The organism is Streptomyces sp. NPDC088915 (assembly GCF_044749825.1).
Taxonomy (GTDB): Bacteria; Actinomycetota; Actinomycetes; order Streptomycetales; family Streptomycetaceae; genus Streptomyces.
Window position 1 is genome coordinate 422,815 of sequence record NZ_JBIVIR010000004.1, and the last position, 22,890, is coordinate 445,704.

19 protein-coding genes and 3 pseudogenes are annotated in these 22,890 nt (G+C 70.0%); 11 read left to right on the top strand and 11 right to left on the bottom strand.

Annotation, left to right across the window (positions count from 1 at the left end; translation table 11 throughout):
• Nucleotides 1-298: 298 nt before the first annotated feature.
• On the top strand, nt 299-955 hold the full coding sequence (locus ACIP5O_RS10255) for a maleylpyruvate isomerase N-terminal domain-containing protein (RefSeq protein ID WP_401290913.1): 657 nt from the start codon (nt 299-301) through the stop codon (nt 953-955).
• A 144-nt stretch (nt 956-1,099) separates the two neighbouring features.
• On the opposite strand, the pseudogene ACIP5O_RS10260 reads toward ACIP5O_RS10255, so the two are convergent.
• From ACIP5O_RS10260 to ACIP5O_RS10270, 3 genes and pseudogenes are all read right to left on the bottom strand, one after another.
• A pseudogene (locus tag ACIP5O_RS10260) lies at nt 1,100-1,560 on the bottom strand (GAF domain-containing protein); the annotation flags it as partial.
• A 209-nt stretch (nt 1,561-1,769) separates the two neighbouring features.
• On the bottom strand, nt 1,770-3,770 hold the full coding sequence (locus tag ACIP5O_RS10265; RefSeq protein WP_401290916.1) for a hypothetical protein: 2,001 nt from the start codon (nt 3,768-3,770) through the stop codon (nt 1,770-1,772).
• Nucleotides 3,771-4,111: 341 nt separating this feature from the next.
• A complete protein-coding gene (locus ACIP5O_RS10270) occupies nt 4,112-4,861 on the bottom strand; it encodes a hypothetical protein (protein ID WP_401290919.1) in 750 nt (249 codons plus the stop codon).
• Nucleotides 4,862-5,191: 330 nt separating this feature from the next.
• Here ACIP5O_RS10270 and ACIP5O_RS10275 point away from each other — a divergent pair, with 330 nt between their 5' ends.
• A complete protein-coding gene (locus ACIP5O_RS10275) occupies nt 5,192-5,809 on the top strand; it encodes a thioredoxin domain-containing protein (protein ID WP_401290922.1) in 618 nt (205 codons plus the stop codon).
• Nucleotides 5,810-6,317: 508 nt separating this feature from the next.
• Here the strand turns inward: ACIP5O_RS10275 and ACIP5O_RS10280 are convergent.
• Nucleotides 6,318-6,578, bottom strand: a pseudogene (locus tag ACIP5O_RS10280) (IS5/IS1182 family transposase); the annotation flags it as partial.
• Between the two features lie 198 nt (nt 6,579-6,776).
• On the opposite strand from ACIP5O_RS10280, the gene ACIP5O_RS10285 reads away from it, so the two are divergent.
• Nucleotides 6,777-6,989 (top strand): hypothetical protein, encoded by a 213-nt coding sequence (locus ACIP5O_RS10285; protein WP_401290924.1) that lies wholly within the window; start codon nt 6,777-6,779, stop codon nt 6,987-6,989.
• Between the two features lie 290 nt (nt 6,990-7,279).
• Here the strand turns inward: ACIP5O_RS10285 and ACIP5O_RS10290 are convergent, their stop codons facing one another.
• The 3 genes from ACIP5O_RS10290 to ACIP5O_RS10300 form a co-directional block, all read right to left on the bottom strand.
• Nucleotides 7,280-7,462 carry a hypothetical protein gene (locus ACIP5O_RS10290; RefSeq protein ID WP_401290926.1) on the bottom strand — a complete coding sequence of 61 codons (183 nt, stop codon included), beginning with the start codon at nt 7,460-7,462 and terminating at the stop codon, nt 7,280-7,282.
• Nucleotides 7,463-7,528: 66 nt separating this feature from the next.
• On the bottom strand, nt 7,529-8,473 hold the full coding sequence (locus ACIP5O_RS10295) for a lantibiotic dehydratase C-terminal domain-containing protein (protein ID WP_401290929.1): 945 nt from the start codon (nt 8,471-8,473) through the stop codon (nt 7,529-7,531).
• Nucleotides 8,470-9,900 carry a hypothetical protein gene (locus ACIP5O_RS10300; protein WP_401290931.1) on the bottom strand — a complete coding sequence of 477 codons (1,431 nt, stop codon included), beginning with the start codon at nt 9,898-9,900 and terminating at the stop codon, nt 8,470-8,472. Before ACIP5O_RS10300 ends, ACIP5O_RS10295 begins: the two co-directional genes overlap by 4 nt.
• 81 nt (nt 9,901-9,981) lie before the next feature.
• On the opposite strand from ACIP5O_RS10300, the gene ACIP5O_RS10305 reads away from it, so the two are divergent.
• Nucleotides 9,982-10,856 (top strand): IS5 family transposase gene (locus tag ACIP5O_RS10305; protein ID WP_401290934.1). Its coding sequence is split into 2 segments (ribosomal slippage): nt 9,982-10,362 and nt 10,365-10,856, totalling 873 coding nucleotides; the frame shifts between segments, so codons are not numbered across the junction.
• A gap of 21 nt (nt 10,857-10,877) precedes the next feature.
• Here ACIP5O_RS10305 and ACIP5O_RS10310 read toward each other — a convergent pair.
• Both ACIP5O_RS10310 and ACIP5O_RS10315 read right to left on the bottom strand, forming a co-directional pair.
• Nucleotides 10,878-11,333, bottom strand: coding sequence for a VOC family protein (locus tag ACIP5O_RS10310; protein ID WP_401290937.1), 456 nt, complete (start codon nt 11,331-11,333; stop codon nt 10,878-10,880).
• 106 nt (nt 11,334-11,439) lie between these two features.
• On the bottom strand, nt 11,440-11,976 hold the full coding sequence (locus ACIP5O_RS10315) for a hypothetical protein (RefSeq protein WP_401290940.1): 537 nt from the start codon (nt 11,974-11,976) through the stop codon (nt 11,440-11,442).
• A 458-nt stretch (nt 11,977-12,434) separates the two neighbouring features.
• Here ACIP5O_RS10315 and ACIP5O_RS10320 point away from each other — a divergent pair, with 458 nt between their 5' ends.
• Nucleotides 12,435-13,274, top strand: a complete 840-nt coding sequence (locus ACIP5O_RS10320; protein WP_401290943.1) for a hypothetical protein — start codon at nt 12,435-12,437, stop codon at nt 13,272-13,274.
• Here the strand turns inward: ACIP5O_RS10320 and ACIP5O_RS10325 are convergent.
• Complete coding sequence (locus ACIP5O_RS10325; RefSeq protein ID WP_401290946.1) at nt 13,262-13,765, bottom strand: hypothetical protein; 504 nt, start codon at nt 13,763-13,765, stop codon at nt 13,262-13,264. The genes ACIP5O_RS10320 and ACIP5O_RS10325 overlap by 13 nt on opposite strands.
• Nucleotides 13,766-13,784: 19 nt before the next feature.
• Between ACIP5O_RS10325 and ACIP5O_RS10330 the strand changes: the two genes are divergently transcribed.
• The 3 genes from ACIP5O_RS10330 to ACIP5O_RS10340 all read left to right on the top strand — a co-directional run bounded on the left by ACIP5O_RS10330 (nt 13,785) and on the right by ACIP5O_RS10340 (nt 17,785).
• On the top strand, nt 13,785-13,943 hold the full coding sequence (locus ACIP5O_RS10330) for a hypothetical protein (protein WP_401290949.1): 159 nt from the start codon (nt 13,785-13,787) through the stop codon (nt 13,941-13,943).
• A 1,128-nt stretch (nt 13,944-15,071) separates the two neighbouring features.
• Entirely contained in the window at nt 15,072-15,668 is a 597-nt protein-coding gene (locus ACIP5O_RS10335) for a papain-like cysteine protease family protein (protein WP_401290951.1), read from the top strand.
• A gap of 881 nt (nt 15,669-16,549) precedes the next feature.
• The gene (locus ACIP5O_RS10340; RefSeq protein ID WP_401290954.1) at nt 16,550-17,785 is read left to right on the top strand and encodes a metalloprotease; all 1,236 of its coding nucleotides are present in this window, start codon (nt 16,550-16,552) and stop codon (nt 17,783-17,785) included.
• A 111-nt stretch (nt 17,786-17,896) separates the two neighbouring features.
• Here the strand turns inward: ACIP5O_RS10340 and ACIP5O_RS10345 are convergent.
• Nucleotides 17,897-18,644 (bottom strand): annotated as a pseudogene (locus ACIP5O_RS10345) (transposase family protein).
• Between the two features lie 408 nt (nt 18,645-19,052).
• Between ACIP5O_RS10345 and ACIP5O_RS10350 the strand changes: the two are divergent.
• The 3 genes from ACIP5O_RS10350 to ACIP5O_RS10360 all read left to right on the top strand — a co-directional run bounded on the left by ACIP5O_RS10350 (nt 19,053) and on the right by ACIP5O_RS10360 (nt 22,822).
• Nucleotides 19,053-20,408 (top strand): collagenase, encoded by a 1,356-nt coding sequence (locus tag ACIP5O_RS10350; protein ID WP_401290956.1) that lies wholly within the window; start codon nt 19,053-19,055, stop codon nt 20,406-20,408.
• A gap of 201 nt (nt 20,409-20,609) precedes the next feature.
• Nucleotides 20,610-21,365, top strand: a complete 756-nt coding sequence (locus ACIP5O_RS10355; RefSeq protein WP_401290959.1) for a transposase family protein — start codon at nt 20,610-20,612, stop codon at nt 21,363-21,365.
• A 716-nt stretch (nt 21,366-22,081) separates the two neighbouring features.
• A complete protein-coding gene (locus tag ACIP5O_RS10360; protein WP_401290961.1) occupies nt 22,082-22,822 on the top strand; it encodes a hypothetical protein in 741 nt (246 codons plus the stop codon).
• Nucleotides 22,823-22,890: the final 68 nt, after the last annotated feature.

Here is a 22,890-nt window from a genome sequence, read left to right on the forward strand (position 1 = left end):
TCGCCCGGTGCCCGCCGGAGCCGTACACCGCCTGTTCCCGCTTTCCGTCGCCCGATGGCCCGCTCGCAGGAGCCGTTCACTCCTACGGTCGGGCGCCCGGTCGTACGGACGCGGACCGTGGCGGAGGGGGTCGGCGACGCGCGCGGAAGCGCCGGCGAAGAGCGGGACGGCCGCGATGCCGCAGGCCGGTGCGACCGCCCGTCGCGGGGTGCGCCGCGTCCATGCGATCACGCCGTGCGTCGTCCCGCCCGCGGGCGCGGCCCGGCCGGTCCGCACCCATCGGAGTAGCCTGCGGCACGTGGACGACTTCTCACGTTCGTGGACCGCGCTGCGCGCGGCCGTCGCCGGTCTCGCCGACGAGGACTTCGCCCGGCCCTCGGGCTGCGCCGGCTGGCTCGTGCGCGATCTGGTGTGCCACCTCGTCATCGACGCCCAGGACGTCCTGATCACCCTCGCGACACCCGCCGCCACGCCTCCCACGCGCGACGCCGCGACGTACTGGGAGGTCTCCGGGACGCCGCCGACCGGCGACGATCCGCTGGACGCGCTGACCGTACGGCTCGCCGCGGCCTACGAGGAGCCGGGGCTGCTGACCTTCCACCTCGACGACGTCGGCTCCGCCGCCGGCCGCGCGGCCGCGCTCGCCGACCCCGGCGGGCGGGTCGGCACCCGTGGCGAGGTGCTCACGGCCGCCGACTACCTCTCCGCCTACGTCCTGGAGTGGACGCTGCACCACCTGGACCTGGTCGCGCACCTGCCCCGGGCACCCCGACCGCCCGCAGAGGGCCTGGCCGCCGCGCGCGCCCTCCTGGAGCGGATCGCCGGCGCGCCGTTCCCGGCCGTCCTGTCCGACACGGACGCGCTGCTCGTGGGAACCGGCCGCCGCGCACCGAGCGCCGCGGAAAGCGCCGCCCTGTCCGGGGCCGGCGTACGGATCCCGCTCTCGCTGGGCTGACGGCCGCGGCGACGGCAGGAGGGCGGGAGCCCTTACGCGTCCGCACCCGCGTGGGCGTGGCGGCCTCCGGCGCGGGGGCCGTACCGGTCCAGGCAGATGACGGTGGCGTCGTCCTGGAGGTGGCCGCCGGCGGCGTCACCGACCGCGGTCGGTGACGCCGATGTACGCCGGCGCGTGCGCGGCCTCTTCGGCCTGCTCCAGGACGCCGTCGGTGGATTCGGGCAGGAACAGCTCCAGGACGCCGATGACGTCGCCCGGTTGGTGACCGGGGCGAGGATCCGCTGCCCGTCGCCCCCGTCCCCGGCCCGGATCGGTTTCTGGGTGCGCAGGACCTGCTCGTAGACGCTGCCGGCCGGCGGGACCCGGTCGGCCCGGCGCCCCTGCTGAGTCCCGGCCTCCTCCGTGACCCGCACCACTTTCCGGCCGACGACGTCGAGGAACAGGAACGACACGTACCGCGCGCCGAACCGGTCGCGGAGGTTGCGCGCCACGACGTCCAGGGAGGCCACCGGCGCGGCGTCCTCCGCCTCGGCCAGCACCTCGGCGAGCCCGATCCGCTCGTCCTCCGCCGCCTCCCAGCGCCCGCGCGCACATGCGTCCCCCATGGACGAGCGGAGCGCCCCTGGACGGTTCCCGCAACCGGTGGAGCGCGGTACCCGGCGGGAGGGCGCCGTTTCCGTCCGGTCCCGCTCACGGTTCCCACGGGACGGAAGCCTTGTGCGGTACGGGGCCGAAGCGGTCCTTGACGACGAGGACGTCCGCGCCGGCGGGGAGGGTCGTACTCCTGCCCGGCACCGGCCGGACGAGCCCGTCGTCAGGGAAGAGGAAGGGCGAGGACGTCGTCGATCGCGGACCGGATCGTTTCGTCCTGGAGGATCGCCCGGTAGTCACGGTACGTCGACAGCGGCCGGTCGAACCCCCGCACCGTGCGCAGGACCGCCCGCGCCGCCGGGGAGACGGTGCCGATCCGGGCGAGGGCCCGCAGCGCGTGGAGGAAGCCGCCGTAGGTGTCGCCGCCGTGGGCGACGGGAGGGAGTTCCTCCTCCAGGACGGACGCGCCCGGTTCCGGTTCGCCCGTGATCGACCAGAGCGCGACCGCCGCCCGCGGCCGCAGCCAGTCGTCGCCGTGCCGCACGAGCTGCCGCACCCGGTCGGCGTAGGGCGCGGCCGCCGGGCCGAAGTCGCCGAGGAGGTGGACGGGGGCGGTGTGCGGCTCCTCCTCGTCCAGGACCGCCTCGCCGATCAGCCGCAGCGCCGCGTCCCGGTCGCCGCCGAGGCGCCAGGCCGCCCATGCCAGGCGGTACTGGTTGTGGGGCGGGTCGAGGACCGCGCACCGGCGCACGGCGGGCCCGGCGGACGCCGCGGCCGGCCCCATCGCCACCAGCGCGTCGACCGCGTACAGCGAGTACCGGGCGTCGTCCAGCAGGGCCACCACCTCCGGCAGCGCGGGCGCCGCGGCCGGCCCCCACGCCTGGAGCACGCACAGGAAGGCGCAGGTCAGCGCGCCGCCCTTGCCGTCCTCGCGGAGCAGTCGCCGGACCTCGGGCAGGAGGACCTCCGCGTGCGCCCCCAGCGGAGCCAGTACGTCCTCCACCTCCGGCGGACGCGGGTCACCGTGGGAGTACGCACGGGAGTGCGCGTCCCGGTACGGCGCGTGCAACCGCTCGACCAGCTCCGGCAGGGCACGCCGGTCACCCGCGCGGGTCAGCGCCCAGCGGGCGTGGTCGCCCACCGTGCCCTCGAAGAACTCGTCCCCGCCCGGGTCGTCGAGCAGCGCGGCCAGTTCGTCGGCGTACGGAGCCGCCCGCGCGCCCAGCGCCGCGAGCAGATGGGCCGCCCGGTACCGTACGCCGTCGTCCGGGTCGGCGAGCAGTGCGCCCGCGCGCGGCAGCAGCGCGGACGCCGCGGACGGCATCGCCACCAGCAGCCGCCATCCCTCGTCCAGCGCGGCCCGGCACAGCGGACCGTCCCCGGTCCGGCGCGCCGCGTCGACGAGCCGGACGACGAAGGAGAGCGCCGTCTGCGGCGCGTCCTCGAACAGCGCGACCGTCCGGGACAGGACGTCCTCACGGGTGAGGGGGCCGTCGACGTCCGGCACGTGCCAGAGCGCCTCGAAGCGCGGACGCACGGCCGGATGGGACAGGACCTCGACCAGCAGGTCCAGTTCACCGGCCGGCGGCCCGGGGGCGAACGCGGCCCGGGCGTGCACGGCCGCGACCCGCATGACGGGAGCACCGGTCCGCAGCACCTCGCTCACGACCCCCCGCACCCGCTCCACCGCCCCGGTTTCGCCGGAGCCGGCCGCGGCGGTTCCGAGCGCGAGCAGCACGGACAGCCGCACCCCCGGGTCCGTCTCGGCGTGCCACCGCTCCAGCAGTACGCCGACGTCCTCCGCGAGCGGCAGGGCCTCCCTGCGCACCTCGGGCAGCCGGTCCGCGAGCAGTGCCAGGAGCCCGGGCCGCCGGCGCCGCCACTCCTCGTGCCACCCCGCGTCCACGCACCCCTCCGCGGCGTCGGCCGCCGCCGCGGACAGGCCCGTGAGCAGTCGGACCAGCGTGACCCGGGCGCCCATGCCCGGATCGCGAGCGAGGGCGACGACGAACGGCAGCGCGGCGGTCGCCACGGGGGTCACACGTCCGGTGCCCGGTGCGACGCATGCGAACAGCGGGTCGCAGTCCTCCCCGGTCGCCGCCGCGCCCTTGCGCGCCAGGGCCCGCAGTGCGCGCCGCAGCTCCACGGCCGGACCGCGCCCGAGCGCCGACTCCAGCCGCTCCCCCGGCACGTCGTCCCACGCCTCGATTACGGTACGTGCCACGCGTGCCCCCGTGTCCTCGGCCGATCGGTCCCCGGCGGACATCCTGTCACCGGGGGCGGCCCGGCCGGTCCCTTCGAGGGCCCACGTGGGTCCCTTACGACCGTGGCCGGCGTCGACCCCGGCGCCCGGGGCGCGGCCCGCCCTCTCCCACCCGGCCTTCCACACCTTGCCGTTGTCCTCGACCGTGATCTGCTCGGCCGGCCGGTCGGCCGGCCGACCGGGGAGGATGCCTTGGTCGCGTCCCGGTTCCCGGCACCGCAGCCACCGGCCGGCGGGGCCGCCGTACCGAGCCCCTCGACGTCGTCGGTCGCCGGCGCTTACGCCGTACCGTCGATCTGCGGTCAGCCGTTCGCGGTGACGGTCTTGGGGTCGACCACCTCGCCGGCCGACGGCTGCTCCACCTCGACCTTCTCGTTGTAGTCGCTGAACAGCGTCTCGCTGGGCTGCTTGCCGCCCTCGGAGACGGCCTTGAGGAGGTAGGGATCGCCCTCGGTGGCCACGTAAAGGGTCAGCTTCTCGCCGTCGGCCTCCTGCTTGGTGAGGGTCAGGGCGTCCTTGCCGTCGACCTCCGTGGTGGCGCCGCGCCGCATGCCGTCGCGCTCGGACTTGTCGCCGTCCAGGGCGGCCAGGAGGGTCTGCTTGTCGCACATGCCCTGGGTGGACTTGTCGCCGGGCTCGCTCTTGACCCACTTGCCCTGGAGCCGGTCGACGGCCGTGTCCGTGCCGGACCGGCCCTGCAGGGCGTTCTGCCAGAACCGCTCGTTGCCCCGGACGTAGACGTTCCGGCCGGCCTGCCGGACGTCGGCCTTCGCGTCGTTCATCGACATCGTCCCGAGACAGTTGTCCTTCTCGTCGACCTGGAACTCCGTCTTCACGACCGCGGGCGCGCCCTGCGCCTGCGACGTGCCGGTGATGCGCACGGAGTCGGCGTCGCGGGTCGCCTTCACGGCCTCGGCCGCGATGGCGTCGGCGCTCTGCCCGGCGAAGGCCTCGTCGGAGTCGCCGTCCCCGCATCCGGCGAGAGCGGTGGCACCCGCGCAGACCAGCGCCGCGGCGAGAACGGCGTTCTTCCTCAGGATGCGTACGGCCATGACGTCCCCTTCCCTGCGGAACGATGAATTCCGCTTCACCCGGTTCGGTTGCTGTGCGGCCTCACGTACCCGTCCTTTCGGAAAAGAACGGGCATAATCAGGACATCGTTTCCAGCCAGGTGGGCCCGAGTTCACGTCCGGAGCGGTGCCCGGGTCCGTGTCCGAGTCCGCACGCGCCGGGCCCCCTCTCCCCCGGCCGATCGCCCCCACCCCACGCCCCTCGACCTCCGCGTACGGGCCCTGCGCGTGACCCGTACGGCAGCCGCCACGCGTCCGCACGCCGGGGGCGCCCCTTTTGCGCGGGCGGCGCGGTGGCCGCAGCCTGGCCGCATGACCTCTGACACCCCCGGCGGGGCGACGACCGTTCCCGCGCACACCTCGGGCCCCGGCAACACCGTCGTGCGCTACGGCGACGAGAACGCCGCGCACGTGCTCGGCGTGTACCTGGACCCGCGCTGCCCGTACTGCAAGCGGATGGAGAACGGTCTGGGCACGGTGATCCGGGAGGCGGCCGACGCCGGGCGCTTCCGGGTCGAGTACCACTTCGCGACGTTCCTCGACGACGAGGCCGGCGGCAGCGGGTCGCTGCACGCCCTGGCCGCGCTGGGGGCGGCGCTCGACGAGGGGAGCGAGCCGTTCGCGCTCTACCTGAGGCTGCTCTACGCCGAGCAGCCGCCCGAGCAGGAGGACGGCTTCGCCGACGAGGAGACGCTGCTGAAGCTGGCCCGGGAAGTGCCGGGGCTGGCCACCGGGGCGTTCGCGAGCAAGGTGTCCGGGGGCGTCTACCTGCCCTGGGCACGCACCGTCTCCGCCGCCTTCGAACGCGGCGGGGTCGAGGCGACGCCGACCGTACTGGCCGACGGCGACCCGGTCGCGGTGCTCGGCCCGGGCGGCTACGCGGTGACACCGGAGGCGTTCTTCGCCCAACTGTCCGAACGCTGGGGGTGAGACGGGGACGACCGGGAAGACACGCCGCCGGCCGGGGCCACCCATTCGGCGGAAGCCCCGGCCCGGCTCTTCGTACGACGGGGTGACCGGCACAGTCATCGGTAAACCGGGAGTTCAACCGGCCACGGGCCGACAGCACCAGCAGATGGCCGTCCGGGTCCCGTTCGTCTGCGACGGCCGGGGCAGACCCCGGCCTTCCTCATCACTGCCGGGAACCGCGACGACTGCGCCCCGACCGAAGCCGTCATCGCCCGCATCCGCGTCGCCGGCCCGGGGTCGGGCGGACATCGCACCCGGCCCGACCACGCGGTCGCGGACAGGGACTGCTCGGCCCGCACGTTCCGGATCCACCCCCGACGGCACGGGAGCAGAAGCCCCTTCCCGAACGCATCGACCGGACGCAGGGGCACGGACGGCTCCGTGAACAGCCTTGTGCCTTCGGCAAGGCCGCCAGTTGGTGCCACAACGTCGTCACATACGGCGTCCACCGCCTCCATCAATGACATGGCACCGGCCGTCCGACCACAACGACCGTCCGCGCGTCTGCGTCGATGACCACTCGGTGACTGGTGGAGTACCTGCGGTTCTCGGACCGCTCGGCGGTGCTGTGGTCGCGGGTGGGTACGAGCGTGCCGTCGACGATGAGCACGGTGCCGGTGCGGAAGCGTCGTCGTCGCTTGAGCGCCAACAACGTCCCGACGCGGGCGACGACTCGATAGGCAGCCACCTCGGAGATGCCGAACAGCGGGGCAGGCCGGCGCGATGTCAGTCACGTTTCGTTTTCGGGAATCGCCGTCATCGTCGTTCGAGCAGGCAGCGAGGTACTCCGTCCAGCCGTCCTGGGCGAACCGAACCCACCTGTGAGCGCCGGAAGCACTGACGGGGATGGCCGTCGGGGGAACACTGATGACGTGGTGGTCCATCATCTTGTTCCAGCCGTTGGCATCCTCCGGAGCCGGCCAAGGTCGTGGACGGCGTCGCCCCGCACGCGGTCAAGGTGACCGACACCGACGAGGACCGCTCGATCCAGGCCTGCGCGTTCTCGGCCGAAGTCGCGGGCAAGGAGAGCATCGTGGGGCGTCGACTCGACGAGCTGCAGGACTACTACGGATTCGTGCAGCGCGAGAGGACCGCCCCGATCGAGGAGTGGCGGGAACGGTACGGCGCGGACCGCGGCTGACGGGCCTACGGTTCCGCGAGTCGCAGCCGAGGTGCGGCACAGGGGCGTCGTCTCAGCGCGGGTGGAGGCCTGAGAACGATTGCATCCGATCCGCAAGGGCGGTCGGTACCGCTTCCGGCCCAGGAGACCGAAGGCGGATCTGGAATCGCCGGCCCCGAACCGGAGTCGGCCGGGGCGGCACCAGCCGCACCTCGATGGCGGACGCGTGAGTCGGCAGGGGTATCGCCCCGGCTCCGGCGCGCGGGCCGGACCAGAGCCCGGCCCGAGCGCCCGGCGGCCTCCCCTCGGTGTTACCTGGCCGCGGCCTTCCATGCCGCACCCGCTCCGGCGATCAGAACGACCGTGATCCCCACGCAGACGGCACGCAACGTCGCGTCATCGCCCACGACACTCACGACGGCGGCCGCCACGCCGCACAAAAGCGCCACCAAGGCGGCCGCCCGGAAGCGCCGGGCGTTCTGGTTCTGCTGCATCTCGACCTCAATCACTGTTCGTACATCGGTACTGATCCATCATCCGTCACCGGATATCGCGCACCCTCATCCTGGAGTCGGAGCGGGCGGGTCGAGAGCGACGGGTCGGCTCGCCAGCACCCCCAGCATGGCCTCCTCACGCGGGAGGACGCCAAGTCGGTTCGTCATCATGTGCACTTGGTGGAACAGGAGGTGTCCCGGTGTGCGCGGGACACCGGACTCGACCGCCTCGCGAAGGTGGGAAGCGAGAAGGGCCGTCCAGCCCGCGAGCCGCTCGGCCACCTCGGTGTGCCGTGCCAGTTCGGCCATGCGCGGACCGATCCCCCGTCGGTCGCGTGCGGCCTCGGCACACAGCCGGGAGCGCAGTTCTTCGGCCGCGGATCCCGCGTCCTGCGTCCACCACTGCAAGTGGCGCTCCCAGAACCGCACGGGACGCAGTGCCGTGCCGCCGGACTCGTCGCCGACCGGTCCCGCGAGTACGTCGAGGGAGCGAACGGCCGAGGCCATCAGGAGCGCGGCCAGCGCCGCGCGGTCGGGTACGCGGGGGAAGTCGGCCGCCCACAACGCGATGTCGCTCGAGTGCTGGAACACCTCCTCGGCAAGCCGCACACCGTCCGGACCGCCGTACTTGCCGTATTCCGGTTCGTACACGGCGGTGTCGGCTCCCGCGAACCGCCCGGCGAACGGTCGGACGTCGACGTCGAACAGCGAGGTCCGTTCCCCGGTTCGCCGCCGACCGGGCTCCGCGCACTGCGCGTTCAGCTCCGGCAGCCGGGCGTGAAGGTCGTCGAGCAGCCCACGAGGGCCGTGAATCCTCAGGCGCAGGTGCGGGCCCCGCCAGTCCGTGTACTGGATGTAGAACCAGCGGACAGCCCCTTGAGACACCGCCTGGCCGGCCAGCGGGCGCAGTACGTCGACGACAGCCCGGTCCAGCCTGTCGAGCCCTCCGGGATAGAGCCGTACGTACCACCAGCCCGGCGCGTCCAGGCCGCGCACACCCTTCATCGTCATGCTCCTCCCCCCTGGACCGGTCGCTCCCAGCGCAGCAGCGTCACGTGTTCGGCGGCCCTTCGCAGGCCCTGGTCATCACGGACCCAGAATTCCTCGGGTGTCGGCGTCATCTCGGCGAACCTCACGCCGGTGACATCCGGCGCTCCGATCCTGCTCAGCGCGGCCCGCACGGCGTGCGGACTTGCGAAGGACAGCCACGTCGGCTTGACCGCGGACGGGTCACGCGACGTCACCGACTCGATGGACAGGAAGACCCGCTCGGGTAGGGCGTGCGCGAGCCGCCATCGCTGGATACGCCGGTGGAAGGCCACATCGCTCTCGCTCCGTTCGGGACGGGGAACAACACCCGGTGTGCAGCGCCAGGTTCTTCTTCCCAGCACCAGACGGCCCTGCGTCACACGCTCGGTGATCCGTATGTCGTCAGGTCCGAGCGGTGACGGGACGTCCAACGGGCTCGGGGTGCAGCGCAGTCGGCAGCCGTTGACCCAGGGGTCGGAGAGACACAGCAGCAGCCTGGCCACGCCGGGCACGAGGTGCAGCGGGACGACACCCAGGTACACGGGCGCCACGGGCCGGTCGTCCGGGCCGACCAGGGTCAGCGTGTCGTCCGCCGTACTGTGCCGTACGCCGATGCCCGTGAAAGGCCGGGCCCGCCTGCCCGAGGAGACGGGTTCACCCGGCCAGTCGAGGTGATCCGCCAGGACGCCGTCGGCGATCTTGTGCATGCCGTTCACGTCACCTGCCAGGGTAAGCTGGCGAGGCGTCGCGTGGGGGTACAGAGCGTCGATCCAGGCCCTCAGCGCCGGAGTCAGGGCGGTTTCCGTCCGGCCGTCGGGGGTCGTGGAGCCCGGCTCGTCGAGTATGTGGCGGAAGCGCGCGACCAGACCTCCCACCCCCGGGTTGTACTGGTTGACCACCACACGGTGCCGGCCTTCTCCGATGTCCTCGGCCGAGGCCGCCGCGATCTGATAGAGCACCGCGGTGGTCGGTGGTGCGCTGCTCGCCGAGACGGGCAGCCGGGCCCGCTCCGTCGGACTGCCCATGGTCCGGTGATCCAGGGTGAGCGCGCGGGCGAACTTCTGGTCGTGGGCCGGATCCGCCGCCACCCGCCACAGGAAGTCCAGCACGTCGTCGCATCGTCCGCCCGCCCCGTGGCGAGCGGTGAACTCGTCTCGGAGCCAGTCGTAGACGTGCGACCGAAACACGTACGGTCGGACCGTCTCGGCGAGGTCGGCGAGGTCGGCCGCGATCTCGACGGCGGAGTGGTCCACCCGCACGTCGCTCGATGCGTCCTCGTAGGCCGCGAACGGAACGGCCGGCCGGGGCGCACCAGTGCCGTCGGGGCGGGCCAGGGCGTCGAGACGAGCGACCTGACCCACCTCCGCCTGCGCGGAGAGCACGAAGACCACGGCCCAAAGCGCGGGCATCGCGGCGTGCTCTCCGCGCAGGCGGAGGTGGGTCTAGGGCCCGTTGCGAAAGTGGATCTTGTTCGTTGATGATCATGTCCTGTGGGACGTGGGGATCTGACGAACAGCCAGTGGGCCCGGCTTGAGCCGTTGCTGCCGACGGGTATCAAGCCGGGCCGTCCGCAGGTGTGGACGCGGCGGCAGCTGATAGACGGCATACGGTGGCGGACCCGGACCGGCGCCCCCTGGCGCGACGTGCCAGAACGCTACGGGCCGTGGGACCGGGTCTACGACCTGTTTCGGCGCTGGCAGCGCAACGGCACCTGGGCCAGGATCCTCACCCGGCTCCAGTCCGAAGCCGACGCGAAGGGCCTGATCACCTGGGACGTGAACGTCGACTCCACCATCTGCCGGGCCCACCAGCACGCCGCCGGCGCGGCGAAAAGGGGGGCCTCCAGAAGGAGCCGCCCGGCGGCGTCTTCGTCGAGCCTGCCGACCACGGACTCGGACGCTCCCGTGGCGGACTGACGAGCAAGATCCACCTCGCGGTCGAGCAGGGACAGAAGCCCTTGGCCGTGGTGATCACGGCCGGGCAGCGGGGTAACTCGCCGCAGTTCGAGCCGGTCCTGGAGGCGATCCGGGTACCGAGGCTGGGGCTCGGCAGGCCGCGTAAGCGACCCGACCGGGTGCGGGCCGACAAGGCGTACGACTCCCGCAGCAACCGCTCCTACCTGCGCAGACGCGGCATCAAGGCCACTATCCCGGTCCCGGCGGACCGCGTCCGCAACCGGCTCAAGCGCGGCTCGCACGGCGGCCGGCCGCCGAAGTTCGACAAGGACGACTACAAGCAGCGGCATGCGGTCGAGTGCGGGATCAACCGCCTCAAGCGCCACCGGGCCGTCGCCACCCGATACGACAAACTCGCCGTCCGCTACGAAGCAACCGTCCTGGTCGCAGCCATCAACGAATGGCTGTGACCAGCACCGTTCCAACGCCCCTCAGACGATGTCGAATTCGTTGCCCTCGGGGTCCTGCATGGCGGCGGCGTAGAACCCCGCATCCGGATCTTCCTTGATCCGCAGCACGGTGGCGCCGGCTTTGACCAGCCGCTCCACCGTAGCCTTGACCCGCTGTATGCGGACGTCCAGTGGGACGTCACGGCCCCCACCGACCTTCAGGTCGAAGTGCCACCGGTTCTTGGCGGCCTTCGGTTCCGGAACCTCCTGGAACCACACCCGTGGCCCGCGTCCCTCGGGATCGATGATCGATTCCGGAATGTCCCCGGCGCCGGCCGGCAACTCCTCCTCGGGCACCCCCATCGCCGCCCAATAAGCACGCCACGTGGCATGCCCGTCGGGCGCAGGGTCAGGCACATAGCCCAGGGCCTCGGCCCAGAAGGCCACCATCTTCTGCGGATCGGAGCAGTCGATCGTCAGCTGCACTGTCATCTCCATGCGCGAAGCCTGCCAGGCAGGTCTGACAGACGATTCACTTTCACAACAGGCCCTAGCCGCGGCTGGCGAGGGCCTCGGCGGCGCCCCGGCCTGAGCCTCCCGGCGGTCACCGGTTCATGAACTCGTAGCGGATCAGGCGTGAGCGGGCCTTGTCCTCGGTGATACCGAGCCCCTCGGCAACGGCCTCGTCCGAGACGTCGTCGAAGGCGATCCGGCGGGCGACATACGGACCGGTCGACGCTGCCATGGCCTCCAGTTCGCCCACCACCCGCAGTGCGGCGAGCGGGTTCTTGTCGTCGATCTCGGACAGACGCTCGCAGAGCTGGTTCAGCAGGCCGGTCACGTCCTCGGGCAGCGGGACCGTGCGGGCGGCGACCTCGTCCATGTGCCGTTCCCAGTCTCGCTCAGGGCCGGAGGTGTCGTACTCCTCGGGGTGATGGCGGTCGACCAGGTCCCAGTCGATCGGATAGCTGGCCTCTCCCCGCCAGCCGCAATCGCACTTCCCGCGCATCCGGGCCGCCACGGGCGCACGCAGAGTGCCGTCATAGACCGACCAGGTAGTGGACTGGTGCACGTGCCCGCCGCTGCCGGTGTCGAAGAACACCGGACCGGGCTCGCTTCCGTCCACCAGCAGAACCCCCACCGCACCCTCATGGCCGTCCGCCCCGCACCACTCCCACATACCACTCCCCTTCCATGCCGGCGCTGACGAAGCGGACCGCTTTCGCATCCGCCACACCCCACGATCCCGAAGCGCCGGAAGTCCGCGCAGCAAATCACGACATATTCCACAGGCAGATGGAGTGCGCTCCAGTGGCACGCGCCGTCATAGAACGCCCATCAGGACCGTTCCTGCACGCGAGGGCCGGATAACGCGACTCCGGCGGACCACGTCGCCTTCGGCGAGGCTCGGTCGCCGGTGTACGTGCAGCCAAACAGGAGCAAGGGCAGCATGGTTAGGTCGCCGGCGGCCCGTCCACTGACTTCCCATAGATGATTACGGAGAACCGGCTGCGGGCAGTGGGTAGGGCGACCGCGAGCCGCCTGCGGAGGCGCGCGGTGTTGGGCTTCGCGTGCTGCGTCTGGGGTACGTTCGGGCACATGACGCTGCGTTCGGTGGATCTGCGTAAAGAGCCGGTGGAAGCCGTACTGGACCGTGTCGAGCGGTCGCTGGGGACGGCTCTGGACCGCGAGAGCGTGGTGCGTAAGCGCCGCTCGGTGGGGGCGCGTACGGGCCGTGGTACGTGGGTGCGTATCGAGCGGCGCGGGCTCGACCGGATCGGGGTCCAGGGAGGGGACGGTACCGCGTCCGCGGAGGCCCTGTCCGGGATCGCGAAGCCGGCCTGGTTCGCGGGTGTCGCGTGGCGGGATGAGACGGAGCCGGTGATATGGCGGGCGGACGAGACGGAGCTGCTGCCCGGGGCGCCGGTGGGCAACGCCGTGGTGACGAAAGAGCCGCAGTTGGCCGAGGAGTGGTGGGCTTCGCTGAACGCTTCGCTGAATGCCCTCGCCACGCAGCAAACCAGCAGGATCGCGACCCCGGATACCGAGACCCTCACGCAGGAACTCGTGACGGCAACGATCCACAGTGTCTTCCCCGGCGTCGACACGGCCCTGGGTGAGTGGTGCCCGGCTCACGCCGACTTCAACTGGGCGAACATCACGATGTCGCCGTTCTGCGTATTCGACTGGGAGGACTGGGGTATGGCCCCGCGGGGCCTGGACGCGGCGAACCTGTGGGGCGCCTCCCTCGCCGTCCCGACTCTGGCGGACCGTGTCTGCGGCGAGCGGCGTGGCGATCTGGAGAGCCGGGACGGCCGACTGATGACGCTGTTCGTGGCCGCGAAGATCCTCGGCCCCTACGCCGACCCGGACGACCCTCGACTGAAAGCTGCCCGGGAGACGGCCGAGCGCGTGGTGAAGCAGCTTCAGGAGCGTTGACGGCGGCCCTGGAGCAGCTGCCGGTACTCCGAGACCACCTGGTCGTCGATCTCCCAGGCCAGGGCACCGACCAATTCCCTCAGGTGGTCGACGCTGTTCGTGCCGACCGCGACCGCCTCGACCGGGGGAAGGCCGTAGGCGGAGCGGAACACCGCCTGGATCTTCGTGGCCAGCGGGGAGTCCCGCAGAAAGATCCGGGGGTCGAACCGTTCCCACACCGCTTCGGTCGTGTTGCCGCCGAAGGGGCTCATGCCCCACACCCGCGACGGCCGCCATCGCGCCACCAAGGCCTCGGATGCTTCGAGGACGTCGACGCCGACGAGCAGCCCGGCCCGGGCCATGAGCACACCCGGGCGGGGCGCGGCGAGGTCCACGAGCGGGCGCGGATCCCAGCTCGATATCCCCCACCCGCCACACAGGCCTGCCCGTGCGGCGTCGACCAGGACCGCGCACGCGGTCGCCAGCGTCTCGTGGAAGGCGAACAAGCGCAAGGACCGGACCGGTCTGCCCGTGAGCTACGCCCTGCTGGTCTCCCTGCGCACACCGGAGGTCTCCACCGACCTGTACACGCCGATCGCCACCCAGCTCGGCGTACCGGTAGAGATTGCGTCGGCTGTCCAGAACGAGATCGCCGATGGTGTTCCCGTCCAGATGGAGTTGGGCTGGTGACCTTATTGCGGTCAGCCATTTGGTGTGGCCTCAGAAGGGGCTGACTGTCTGTCGCTTCCTCTGGCCCGGCCGGAGCATCGTGTCTGCGCGGCTGGGGCCGGTTTCACGGCGCGTAGGAGCTCATGCCCAGGAGCAATCCGGAAGCAAGCGGGCTGGTGGGATTCTGCTGAGCTGGGTCATCCGGATGTGTCCCGGCGGCGTTCGGCCAGCCTCATCACGCACGAGTCGGCTGTGAGGTGTCGGGCCGCTGCGTGGCGCGCCAGTGCGGGATGGGCATGAGGGCGGTGGCGGCTGCGTCGAGGAACCAAGCCAGGTGTCCGTGCATGTGGGTGATGGCGCGGCAGCGAGTGTGTCGGCCGGTCGGCTTCGGACAGGGCCTGTTGGGCATGCAGGGTTTCCACAACGGCGTGCAGGTCGGCGGCGGCCTTTGCCGCAACGAGACGGTCGGCAGGTGTCAGGTCCCACACTCGATCACGGATCAGCCGCTCGGCTTTCTCCGCCGGTTCTTCGATAGGCGGGGGTACAGCCGGGGTACCGAGGAACTCGACCGTCAGGGCGATCGGCCGGAGAGCCCGTATCCGTCGTTGCTTCGTTCTACCGGTCGAGTCCGGCACTTTGCGTACGGTGTGCGCGTCGGACGTGATGCTGCCACCGCTCGCTGTGGAACGACTGTGCTCGGATGAATCTCCGAGTCCGTCAGCCAGGGCGGAGAGGTGGACAACCGGGTCAAAGGTTGCCCGGGTCCGACCGCAGCCGCTGGCATGAGGACGAGCTCATTCACTGCGGTACGAGAAAACTTACCATTAAGCGCCGATTGTCATTAAAAGTCCCTTTTTAGTGACGCAGTAGTGCCGTGGCACTTCCGTGCCATCGCATCGGTCTGCAGCGCATGTATAAAGGCTCCACCGATCGACGGACCTTCCCGGTTCGACTGGCGAAAAGCACCGCTTTTCCTGGCGTACACGTGCCCTTAACAGAGGGCGCGGGTGTGAAAGGAAGGCCCCTCGGCCCTGTACAGCAGGAACGGCCGGGCCCGCTTTTCTCGTCTTTCGGTACCCCCACAGCCTTTCCTTGCCGACCGCGCCACACCGGCGTATCGCCGCAAGGGCATGAAGGAAGGCCAGTCCAATGATTCCTCCGCGTCTCCTGCGAACGGCCGCCGCCATTTCGCTGGCCGCGATCGGCACCTTCGGCACCGCGCAGAGCGCCGAAGCGGCCGATCTCCCCTACACGCAGGACGTCCAGCAGGGCGATTACTGGTGCTGGGCGGCGACCGCGGCCGGCATCGAGAAGTACCACGGCTCCTCGATCGACCAGAACCGGTTCTGCCACATCGCCAGAAACCTGCCGTCCAGTCAGCCCTGTCCCGACGAGGGCCTGGAGTGGCCCAAGATCGTCAAGGGGTACAACGCCACCGGCTATTCGGCCACCTGGACCCGGTCGTACCTGCCCTTCTCCACCGTGAAGAAGGAGATCGACGCCAACAGCCCCCTGGTCATGGGAGTCACCTGGACCAGCGGTTCCAGCCGGGGCAGCCAGCACACCATGGTGATCTACGGCTACGACGACTCCTACAGCACCGCCAACCCCACCATCAGCTACGCCGACCCGGGCCCCAACTCCCAGCGCAAGACCACGGTCGCCTGGAAGGACCTCGGCGTGCGCACCCCGTCCTCGACGTTCACGTGGAGCGACTCCATCCACAACATCCGCAAGAAGGGCTGAGCCGGCCCGTGCGACGGCGCATGCGATGCGTCGCCCTCGCCGCGGTGCTGTGGTGCCCACTGCCGCAGGCCCATGCGATGGAAGCCGCGCCCCACTCCGTGGTCGAGGAGCTTCCGCCGGAACAGATACGGGTCGCGGTCCGGGCGGCGCACGTACCAGCCGCGGTGAACTTGGCACGTAGCAACCTGGGCATCCCGGCGCAGGCCGCTGGTCCACTGCACGTAGCGGACCAAGGCGTATGCGTCTACCGGCTGAACCCATCCTTCCGGCAAGGGCAGAGCGACGTCCCTCTCGCGGTCCTGGGCTACGTGGCGGTCGCCGCGCGAACTCCCGACGGCCGTACGACGACCCTCCAGGTCGCACCGGTTCCGTCGGCCGGGGGAGGTGCTCCGTCCTGGGCCGCGGTGGCCGCGGCCCAGGACGACACCGAAGCCCGTCTGGCCCGGGTACTTGAGAAGGGAGCGGTCCTCTTCGAGGACCAGGGGCTGCGCGGACGTGAATTCTACGCACTCGACCAGCAGGCCCTGCGGCTCCTGACCCTTGAGGACGGCCGGCCGCGCCAGTCTGCCGTCCTCTCGGTCACCGCCTATACGAAGCACCTGCGAGAACCAACGGCGCCAGCCGCTTCCGCACCTTCCTCCGCACACCCCACAGCACGGCACACCGGGGTCAGCACAGAAACATGGCGGCTCCTCAACGCCGCCCTCTTTCTCGCGATCAGTGCTCTTGCAATCCTTCTCCGGCCCCGTCCCCGATCCCGGTGGCGCGCCGTCCCAGTCGAAGACACCACTTCCTCCTAGGGCTGCGCCCCCGACCGCCCGGCGGTCGCTCTTCGTCCGCCAGGCGTCCCATCCCCCCACTTCTCAGTACAGGAGTGCTCCATGCACCACCGTTCGCACCTCTCGTCCTCTGCCTCGAAGAGGGCCGACGGGCGGCATTCCGTCTCCCCGAAGCGGCGCACCTTGCTGGCGGCCGCCCTGGCCGCCGGAACCGGTCTCGCCCTCACCACCCCGCTCATGAGCGGCACCGCCGCTGCCGCGACGACCACCTGCCTGAACGGCTCGCTGGCCTACGACCACTACAGCGCCGAAGCGGGGAGCAACAAGCCCCTGGTCACGCAGCAGGCCCGCAACACCAACTGGGAACTGTGGGGCAAGACCAGCCCCTCGGGCCAGGCACAGAGACTGAACGGTGGCCTGACCAACTACAACGACGGTTCTTTCTCCGCCTGTTACACCGGGGCCACGAACCTGTCCGAGGCGTACGTCCGCTTCTACTCCAGCTCCGGCACCCTGTGGCGCGTGGTGGGGGCGGGCACCGCGAACTCGGGTGACCCGAACTGGAAGAACACCGGCCAGTACGCCTTCAACACCACCACCAAGACGAACCCGGCGGGAAGCACCAGTCTGGGTACGGTCAAGGTGCCGGTGGCCATGCAGCGAGCCTTCAACATAGCCGACACGCTGAACGAGCTGTACTGGAAGCGCGGGACCACTTCCTCCTGCTGGACCGCCAACCAGACCTCCGCGTGCGACACCCTGACCTTCGCCTGGCGCCAGGACGGCACGGACGGCGGCTACTGGGACCACCCCTCCAACCCCAGCGACACCAGCTACGGAACCGACTGGCCCGTTCTCAAGGGCGACGACCCCGACTCCAAGCACCTGATCCTCCACGAGGCCGGCCACTGGTTCCAGTGGCAACTGCACGGCAAGAAGTGGCCCCCCGTCTACGGCTGCAACGACCACAACCTGAGCTACGGCACCTCCACCACCTGCGCCTGGACCGAGGGCTTCGCCAGCGCCGTCGGCGCCTACGCACTCGGCGACAGCAACTACGTCTTCAGCAACGGCGCCACCTACAACCTGCTGGACAGGAACACCACGGCGACGTGGGGGACGGGAGACAAGGTCGAGAGCCGCGTCACCGCCTCACTGCTCCAGCTGTGGGGCCCCAACGGCCCCGACGGCGGCAACTGGAACAAGACCCTGACGCTCATGAACAAGTACGTCAGCAGCGACTTCCGCCAGTACTTCACCGAGCACCGCCCCAAGGAAGGCCTGGCCACCACGGGCACGGCCAAGAGCATCATCAACAACAACACCATCGCGTACTGAACCGGCCCTGCTGTGCCCGGTGTCCCTCCACCGGGCACAGCAGACCTCCGACGAAGCCGCTCGTGCCACGTCCCAGCCGGTGTCACCAACTCACTGAAAAAGTGAGCGTTTTCAGCGTTGCCTCTCCAGAGTGAGGACGGCTTTGGTGATGACGGTTATGCGGTTCGGGCTGATGCGGGATCGGCGGAAGATCTGCCAGGACTTCAGCCGTGCCATGCCACGCTCGACCGGGGCCCGGGCTGCGGCCAGGGCCCGGTTGACGGTGCGCTGGGTAAGGGTGAGCTCACCGCCCGGTGGGCGTTTGAGTCCGGTGGTGACCCAAGGGCCGGCGCCTGTGTAGGCGCGGTCGGCGAGGACGGGGATGCCCTGGCGTTCGCAGATACGGATGATCCGGTGGGTGCGGGCCGCAGTGAGGTCATGAGTGCGGCCCGGCAGGGCGGGCGAGATCCACAGCAGCTCGCCGGCGGGATCGGTGAGGACCTGCGTTCACGCCGTGCCGGCGGTGCTTGGCCGAGTAGTCCGCCCGGCTGTCGCCGACGCGGTCGCACTCGGCGAGGGTCCCGTCCAGCAGGACGAAGTCCGGATCGTGCTCGCGTAGCGTCTTGAGCAGGCCAGGGGCCCGTTCGGCGAGCAGGCCGATCACGCTGGTGACGTAGGCGTGGGCGGTGCCGACGGATATCCCGAACCCGGCCGCGATCCGGGTGAGGGCGTCGTGGCGGCGCAGGTACACCAGAGCGACGAGCGCACGCTGGTGCGGCGGGAGCTTGCAGCGGCGGTCACCCTCGCGGGTGGCGATGAGCATGGTGACCCACTCGACCAAGGCGTGAGGGAGGTCGAGTGCGGCAGGATAGGGAGCCAATAGGGCTCCTGTGCCGGTGGGTTGAGACGTCGAATACCTCCCTCAACGGCACGGGAGCTTTGTGCGCTGCGGCTCTCACCTCGGCCTAACCGGCGTCACCCGATCAGTGGCCACGCTGAAAACGCTCAGTGAACCAGCCGGCCGCACACGTAGGACGCAGTCCAAGTCCCATACGCAAAGAACCGCACAAGGGCTTGGGGCTGGCCGCCAACCGGCCTCAAGCCGCCCAAGGAGTGCGGCATGCTCCTGCGGTTCAACCACTCGGCGGTCCGTCCGGTCGAAAGTCACACCAGCCCTGGCAGAGCGTCAAAGTCCCTCATGCCGCATGGGACCAGACTCTCTTCTTCCATTCACACGCGCGGGCACCCACTTGCCCTGTTCGAATGGCTGCCCTTCCTAAGGAGAAACATGTCCGCAGTCCCGGCTCGCCGACGTCTCATAAAGGCCACGACCTCGCTGCTCGCGGTGTCCGCCGCGACGGTCTCCGTGATCGTCCCGGCCTCCGCAAGCACTCCGGTGCCTGTCAACGCCCCGGCCCCGGCATCCGCCGCCTCCAGCCCCGCGCCGCCTGCCCCTTCCTCGCTCGCCGTCCGTTCCAGCGCGCCCAGCCGCGTTGCGGCGCAGGCCGCCGATTCCACCCTGCCCGTCGACCACACCTGTAGCGGCAGCCTGCGCATCCGGGCACAACGGATGAGCGCGCAGCAGCTCAAGGCGACCTGTGACAGCCTCGCCGGCCAGGACGCCTACTTCCACAACGTGGTCAAGGACAATGGGCAGCCGGTCGCCGGCGACAAGAACACCGCACTGGAAGTCGTGGTGTTCGACTCCAGCTCCGAGTACCGGCGGCTGGCCGGCAACCTGTACGGAGTCCCCACCAACAACGGAGGGGTGTACATGGAGGGCAACCCCTCCGCGTCCGGGAACCAGGCCCGGTTCATCGCCTACCGCGACGAGACCGCTTCGGCCTTCACGATCAAGAACCTCAACCACGAGTACACGCACTACCTCGACGGCCGCTACGACATGTATGGCGACTGGGACGCCAACATATCCACCCCAACCCTGTGGTGGATCGAGGGCCTGGCCGAGTACGTCTCCTACGGCTACCTCAACAAGCCCAACACCTGGGCCGCCGGCGAAGCCTCCAAGCAGACCTACAACCTCAGCACCCTGTTCGACACCACGCAGCAGCACGACCAGAACCGGATCTACGCCTGGGGCTACCTGGCCGTCAAGTACCTGCTGAAGAACCACCCGGACGACGTGACGAAGATCCTCGGTTCCTACCGTGCCGGCTCCTGGCAGGCAGCGCGCACCTACATCACGCAGACCATCGGAACCCGCTACGACGCCGATTTCAAGCGCTGGCTGGTCACCGGCAGCAGCGATGGCGACGACCCCACCACTCCGCCGCCCGCCGGCAGCAGGTTCGAGAACACCAACGACGTCCAGATCGGTGACGAGACCACCGTGGACTCGCCCATCGCCATCACCGGCGTCACCGGTAACGCCCCCGCGAAGCTGGCCGTCACCGTCGACATCCGCCACACCTTCCGCGGCGACCTGAAGGTCGAGCTGGTCGCCCCCGACGGCGGCGTGTTCGTGCTGAAGGACTACAGCACCTACGACAGCGCCGACAACGTCCAGGGCACCTTCACGGTCGACGCCTCCACCAAGACCGCCAACGGCACCTGGAAGCTCCGCGCCACCGACCGCTGGGTCAACGACACCGGCTACATCAACGCCTGGTCACTCCAGTTCTGACGTCACCTGACTCCACAGAGCCTTTTCCGACCTGGCTGCCGGCACAGCCGCCCGCGTCTGGTCAAGGCATCCGGGTCGCCGTCGCTGGTCCGGAGAACAACGGCGTGGCCCCGCGGCGGGTTGCCGCAGGACCACGTCGTTGCTGGTGGGTCGGTCAGTGCCAGGTGGACTCCTGGAGGTTGGACTTGCCCGGACCGGCTGGTGTCCGTCGACCGGCTCCTGGCCACTCTTGTCCATCGCCGTCACGGGGTTACTCATGATGCGCCGGCCTGCTGGTTCGGCGTGGACCGCTCCACCAGCAGCCGGGCTGTCGGCGAGGTGCGGCTTCTGCTCGCCGAGCGAGGCTGCACCGTCAGTCCGGACGTGCGGCCGCGAACCCTGGCCGAGGTCGTCGAGCACCTTGGTGCCGGCGGGAAGACCGGCATCATCGACGGCACGGAGATCCGGGCCCGGCGTCCCGCCGCCGGACGCAGGGGCCGGGGTAGTTTCATCTCCGGCAAGAACAAGCAGAATGCCGTCAAATCCATGGTGGTCACGGACGGCGAGGGCCACGTGCTGTGGTGCAGTCCGACTATGCCCGCAAGCTGCGCAGGCATCATCCGTGCCCGCCAGTTAGGCCTGGTCAGGCTCTTGGCCGACGGGCCCGCAGTCGAGGTCCTTACCGATGCCGGCTATCAGGGCCTCGGCGCCCAGACCGGCGGACGCGTGGTGACACCACCGCACCGTGAGTTCAAGAAGGACGCCCCGGACTGGTACGAAGAGATGCACGAGCGGCAGCGCAGGGCATATTCCTCCAGGCGGATCCGGGTCGAGCACGGCATCGTCCATCTGAAGAACTGGCGGGCACTGGCCCGTCACCTCGGTCGCCGCGAGCACATGAGCGGCATCGTTCAGGCCGTTGCCGGCCTGCTGTCCCACCAGCAGGCCACGGACCTGATCCCCGCCTGTCAGCGGTGAACACCGAGCCCCGCCGGAGCCCTCGACATCTCACCGCCCACCGTGCACGAGCTCGTTAGTGCGGCCGTGCCGGCGACGACCTGGCCGACTTCTGCCAGAAGCAACGCCGCCACGGGGTGAACGTGGAGGCCGTCGCCATCCCGTGGGCAGGCTGCTTTGGATCTCATCCGCAGTACCCGGCCGTACCCATGACCTGAACGTGGTCCGCACCCACCGAATCGTCCGGAGCTGCGAACACCAAGGCGTTCTCACCGACCGTACCTACATCGGCACTGGTTCCTGGATGGCCAGACCGATCACCTGAAGAAGTTCCTTGTCCGGTGCGGCCCCCGGCCAGGTCTCCGCATCTGGCCGACACCTCCGGGTGCCTCCCACGGCTTTCTCCGTCCAGTGGAGGCTCCAAGCTGAGAAAGCTCATTGCCCGCACAGCCCGCACTCTCGGACAAGGCGGCCGACCTCTACGCGCCACTTCTTGTCAGCAGTGGGATAAAACGGGGTAAAAGAAAGATATGAGTAAATATTCAGGTCGTTTCTGGCTCAGGCGAAGCCGCGCACCCGTCCGCGTCAGTGCCTCGGGCGTGCCCTCTTCAGAAAGCGATGGCGGGGAGCGGCAGGAGGGCGCCCCGCCAGGGGCCGGGAGACTACGGCGCGTCCGCCCTTGGCTGGGCATACACAGTGTCGCCCGGCAGGTCTTCCTTCTCCAGCTGGTGCTCATAGTGCTGCTCGTCACGGCAGCGGTGGCGGCCTTCGTCGTCCAGGCCCGGCACGACATCATGGCCGATGCCCGGCATCGGACGATCGCTGCCGCTCAGGCTTTCGCGCACGCCCCAGGGCTTTTGGAGGCCCTGGACAGTGACAATCCGACCGCGAAACTGCAGCCGCTTGCCGAAAGTGCGCGGAAATCTTCCGGCGTCGATGCTCTCATCGTGTACAAGTTGAACGGAATCGCGCTCACCCACAGTGACCCCCGGCAGCTCGGCAAGTACGTCATCGGTCCGTATGCCGATGCGGCGGAAGGCAGGGCCTTCACCCGCACCTTTGAGGGCGCCCTGGGCCTCTCCATCGTTTCGGCGGCCCCCGTCAGAGACGCGTCGGGCCGTGTAGTCGCCATCGTCGCTTCACCGGTCACGGTGGAGAAGGTGCAGGATTCGGTGAATCGGCAGATCCCCATCTTCTTGGTGAGTGCGGTCGGCGCTGTAGCGCTCGCCGGCGTCGGCGCCGGGCTGGTCAGCCGTCGCCTGCGCCGACAGACCCATGGCCTGGGTCCTGCTGAGATGACCCGGATGTACGAACATCACGATGCGGTCCTGCACGCGGTGCGCGAGGGCGTGCTCATCATCGGCGATGGCGGGCGGCTCCTTCTCGCCAACGATGAGGCACGACGGCTGCTGAGCCTGCCGGACGATGCTGAGGGGCGCCACGTCGCCGCCCTAGGCAGTGTCTTCAAAGTGGCCTGATGGGGGATCATGTCGTCATGGTGCGTCGTCATGAGCTGACGGATGTGGAGTGGGAAGCGCTATCCGGG

What these genes read in the sequence shown, in the direction of transcription:
- ACIP5O_RS10270 (WP_401290919.1), bottom strand. Translation starts at nt 4,861, where the DNA reads ATGGCCGTACGCATCCTGAGGAAGAACGCCGTTCTCGCCGCGGCGCTG.
- ACIP5O_RS10275 (WP_401290922.1), top strand. Translation starts at nt 5,192, where the DNA reads ATGACCTCTGACACCCCCGGCGGGGCGACGACCGTTCCCGCGCACACC.
- ACIP5O_RS10290 (WP_401290926.1), bottom strand. Translation starts at nt 7,462, where the DNA reads ATGCAGCAGAACCAGAACGCCCGGCGCTTCCGGGCGGCCGCCTTGGTG.
- ACIP5O_RS10295 (WP_401290929.1), bottom strand. Translation starts at nt 8,473, where the DNA reads ATGACGATGAAGGGTGTGCGCGGCCTGGACGCGCCGGGCTGGTGGTAC.
- ACIP5O_RS10300 (WP_401290931.1), bottom strand. Translation starts at nt 9,900, where the DNA reads ATGCCCGCGCTTTGGGCCGTGGTCTTCGTGCTCTCCGCGCAGGCGGAG.
- ACIP5O_RS10310 (WP_401290937.1), bottom strand. Translation starts at nt 11,333, where the DNA reads ATGGAGATGACAGTGCAGCTGACGATCGACTGCTCCGATCCGCAGAAG.
- ACIP5O_RS10320 (WP_401290943.1), top strand. Translation starts at nt 12,435, where the DNA reads ATGACGCTGCGTTCGGTGGATCTGCGTAAAGAGCCGGTGGAAGCCGTA.
- ACIP5O_RS10335 (WP_401290951.1), top strand. Translation starts at nt 15,072, where the DNA reads ATGATTCCTCCGCGTCTCCTGCGAACGGCCGCCGCCATTTCGCTGGCC.
- ACIP5O_RS10340 (WP_401290954.1), top strand. Translation starts at nt 16,550, where the DNA reads ATGCACCACCGTTCGCACCTCTCGTCCTCTGCCTCGAAGAGGGCCGAC.
- ACIP5O_RS10350 (WP_401290956.1), top strand. Translation starts at nt 19,053, where the DNA reads ATGTCCGCAGTCCCGGCTCGCCGACGTCTCATAAAGGCCACGACCTCG.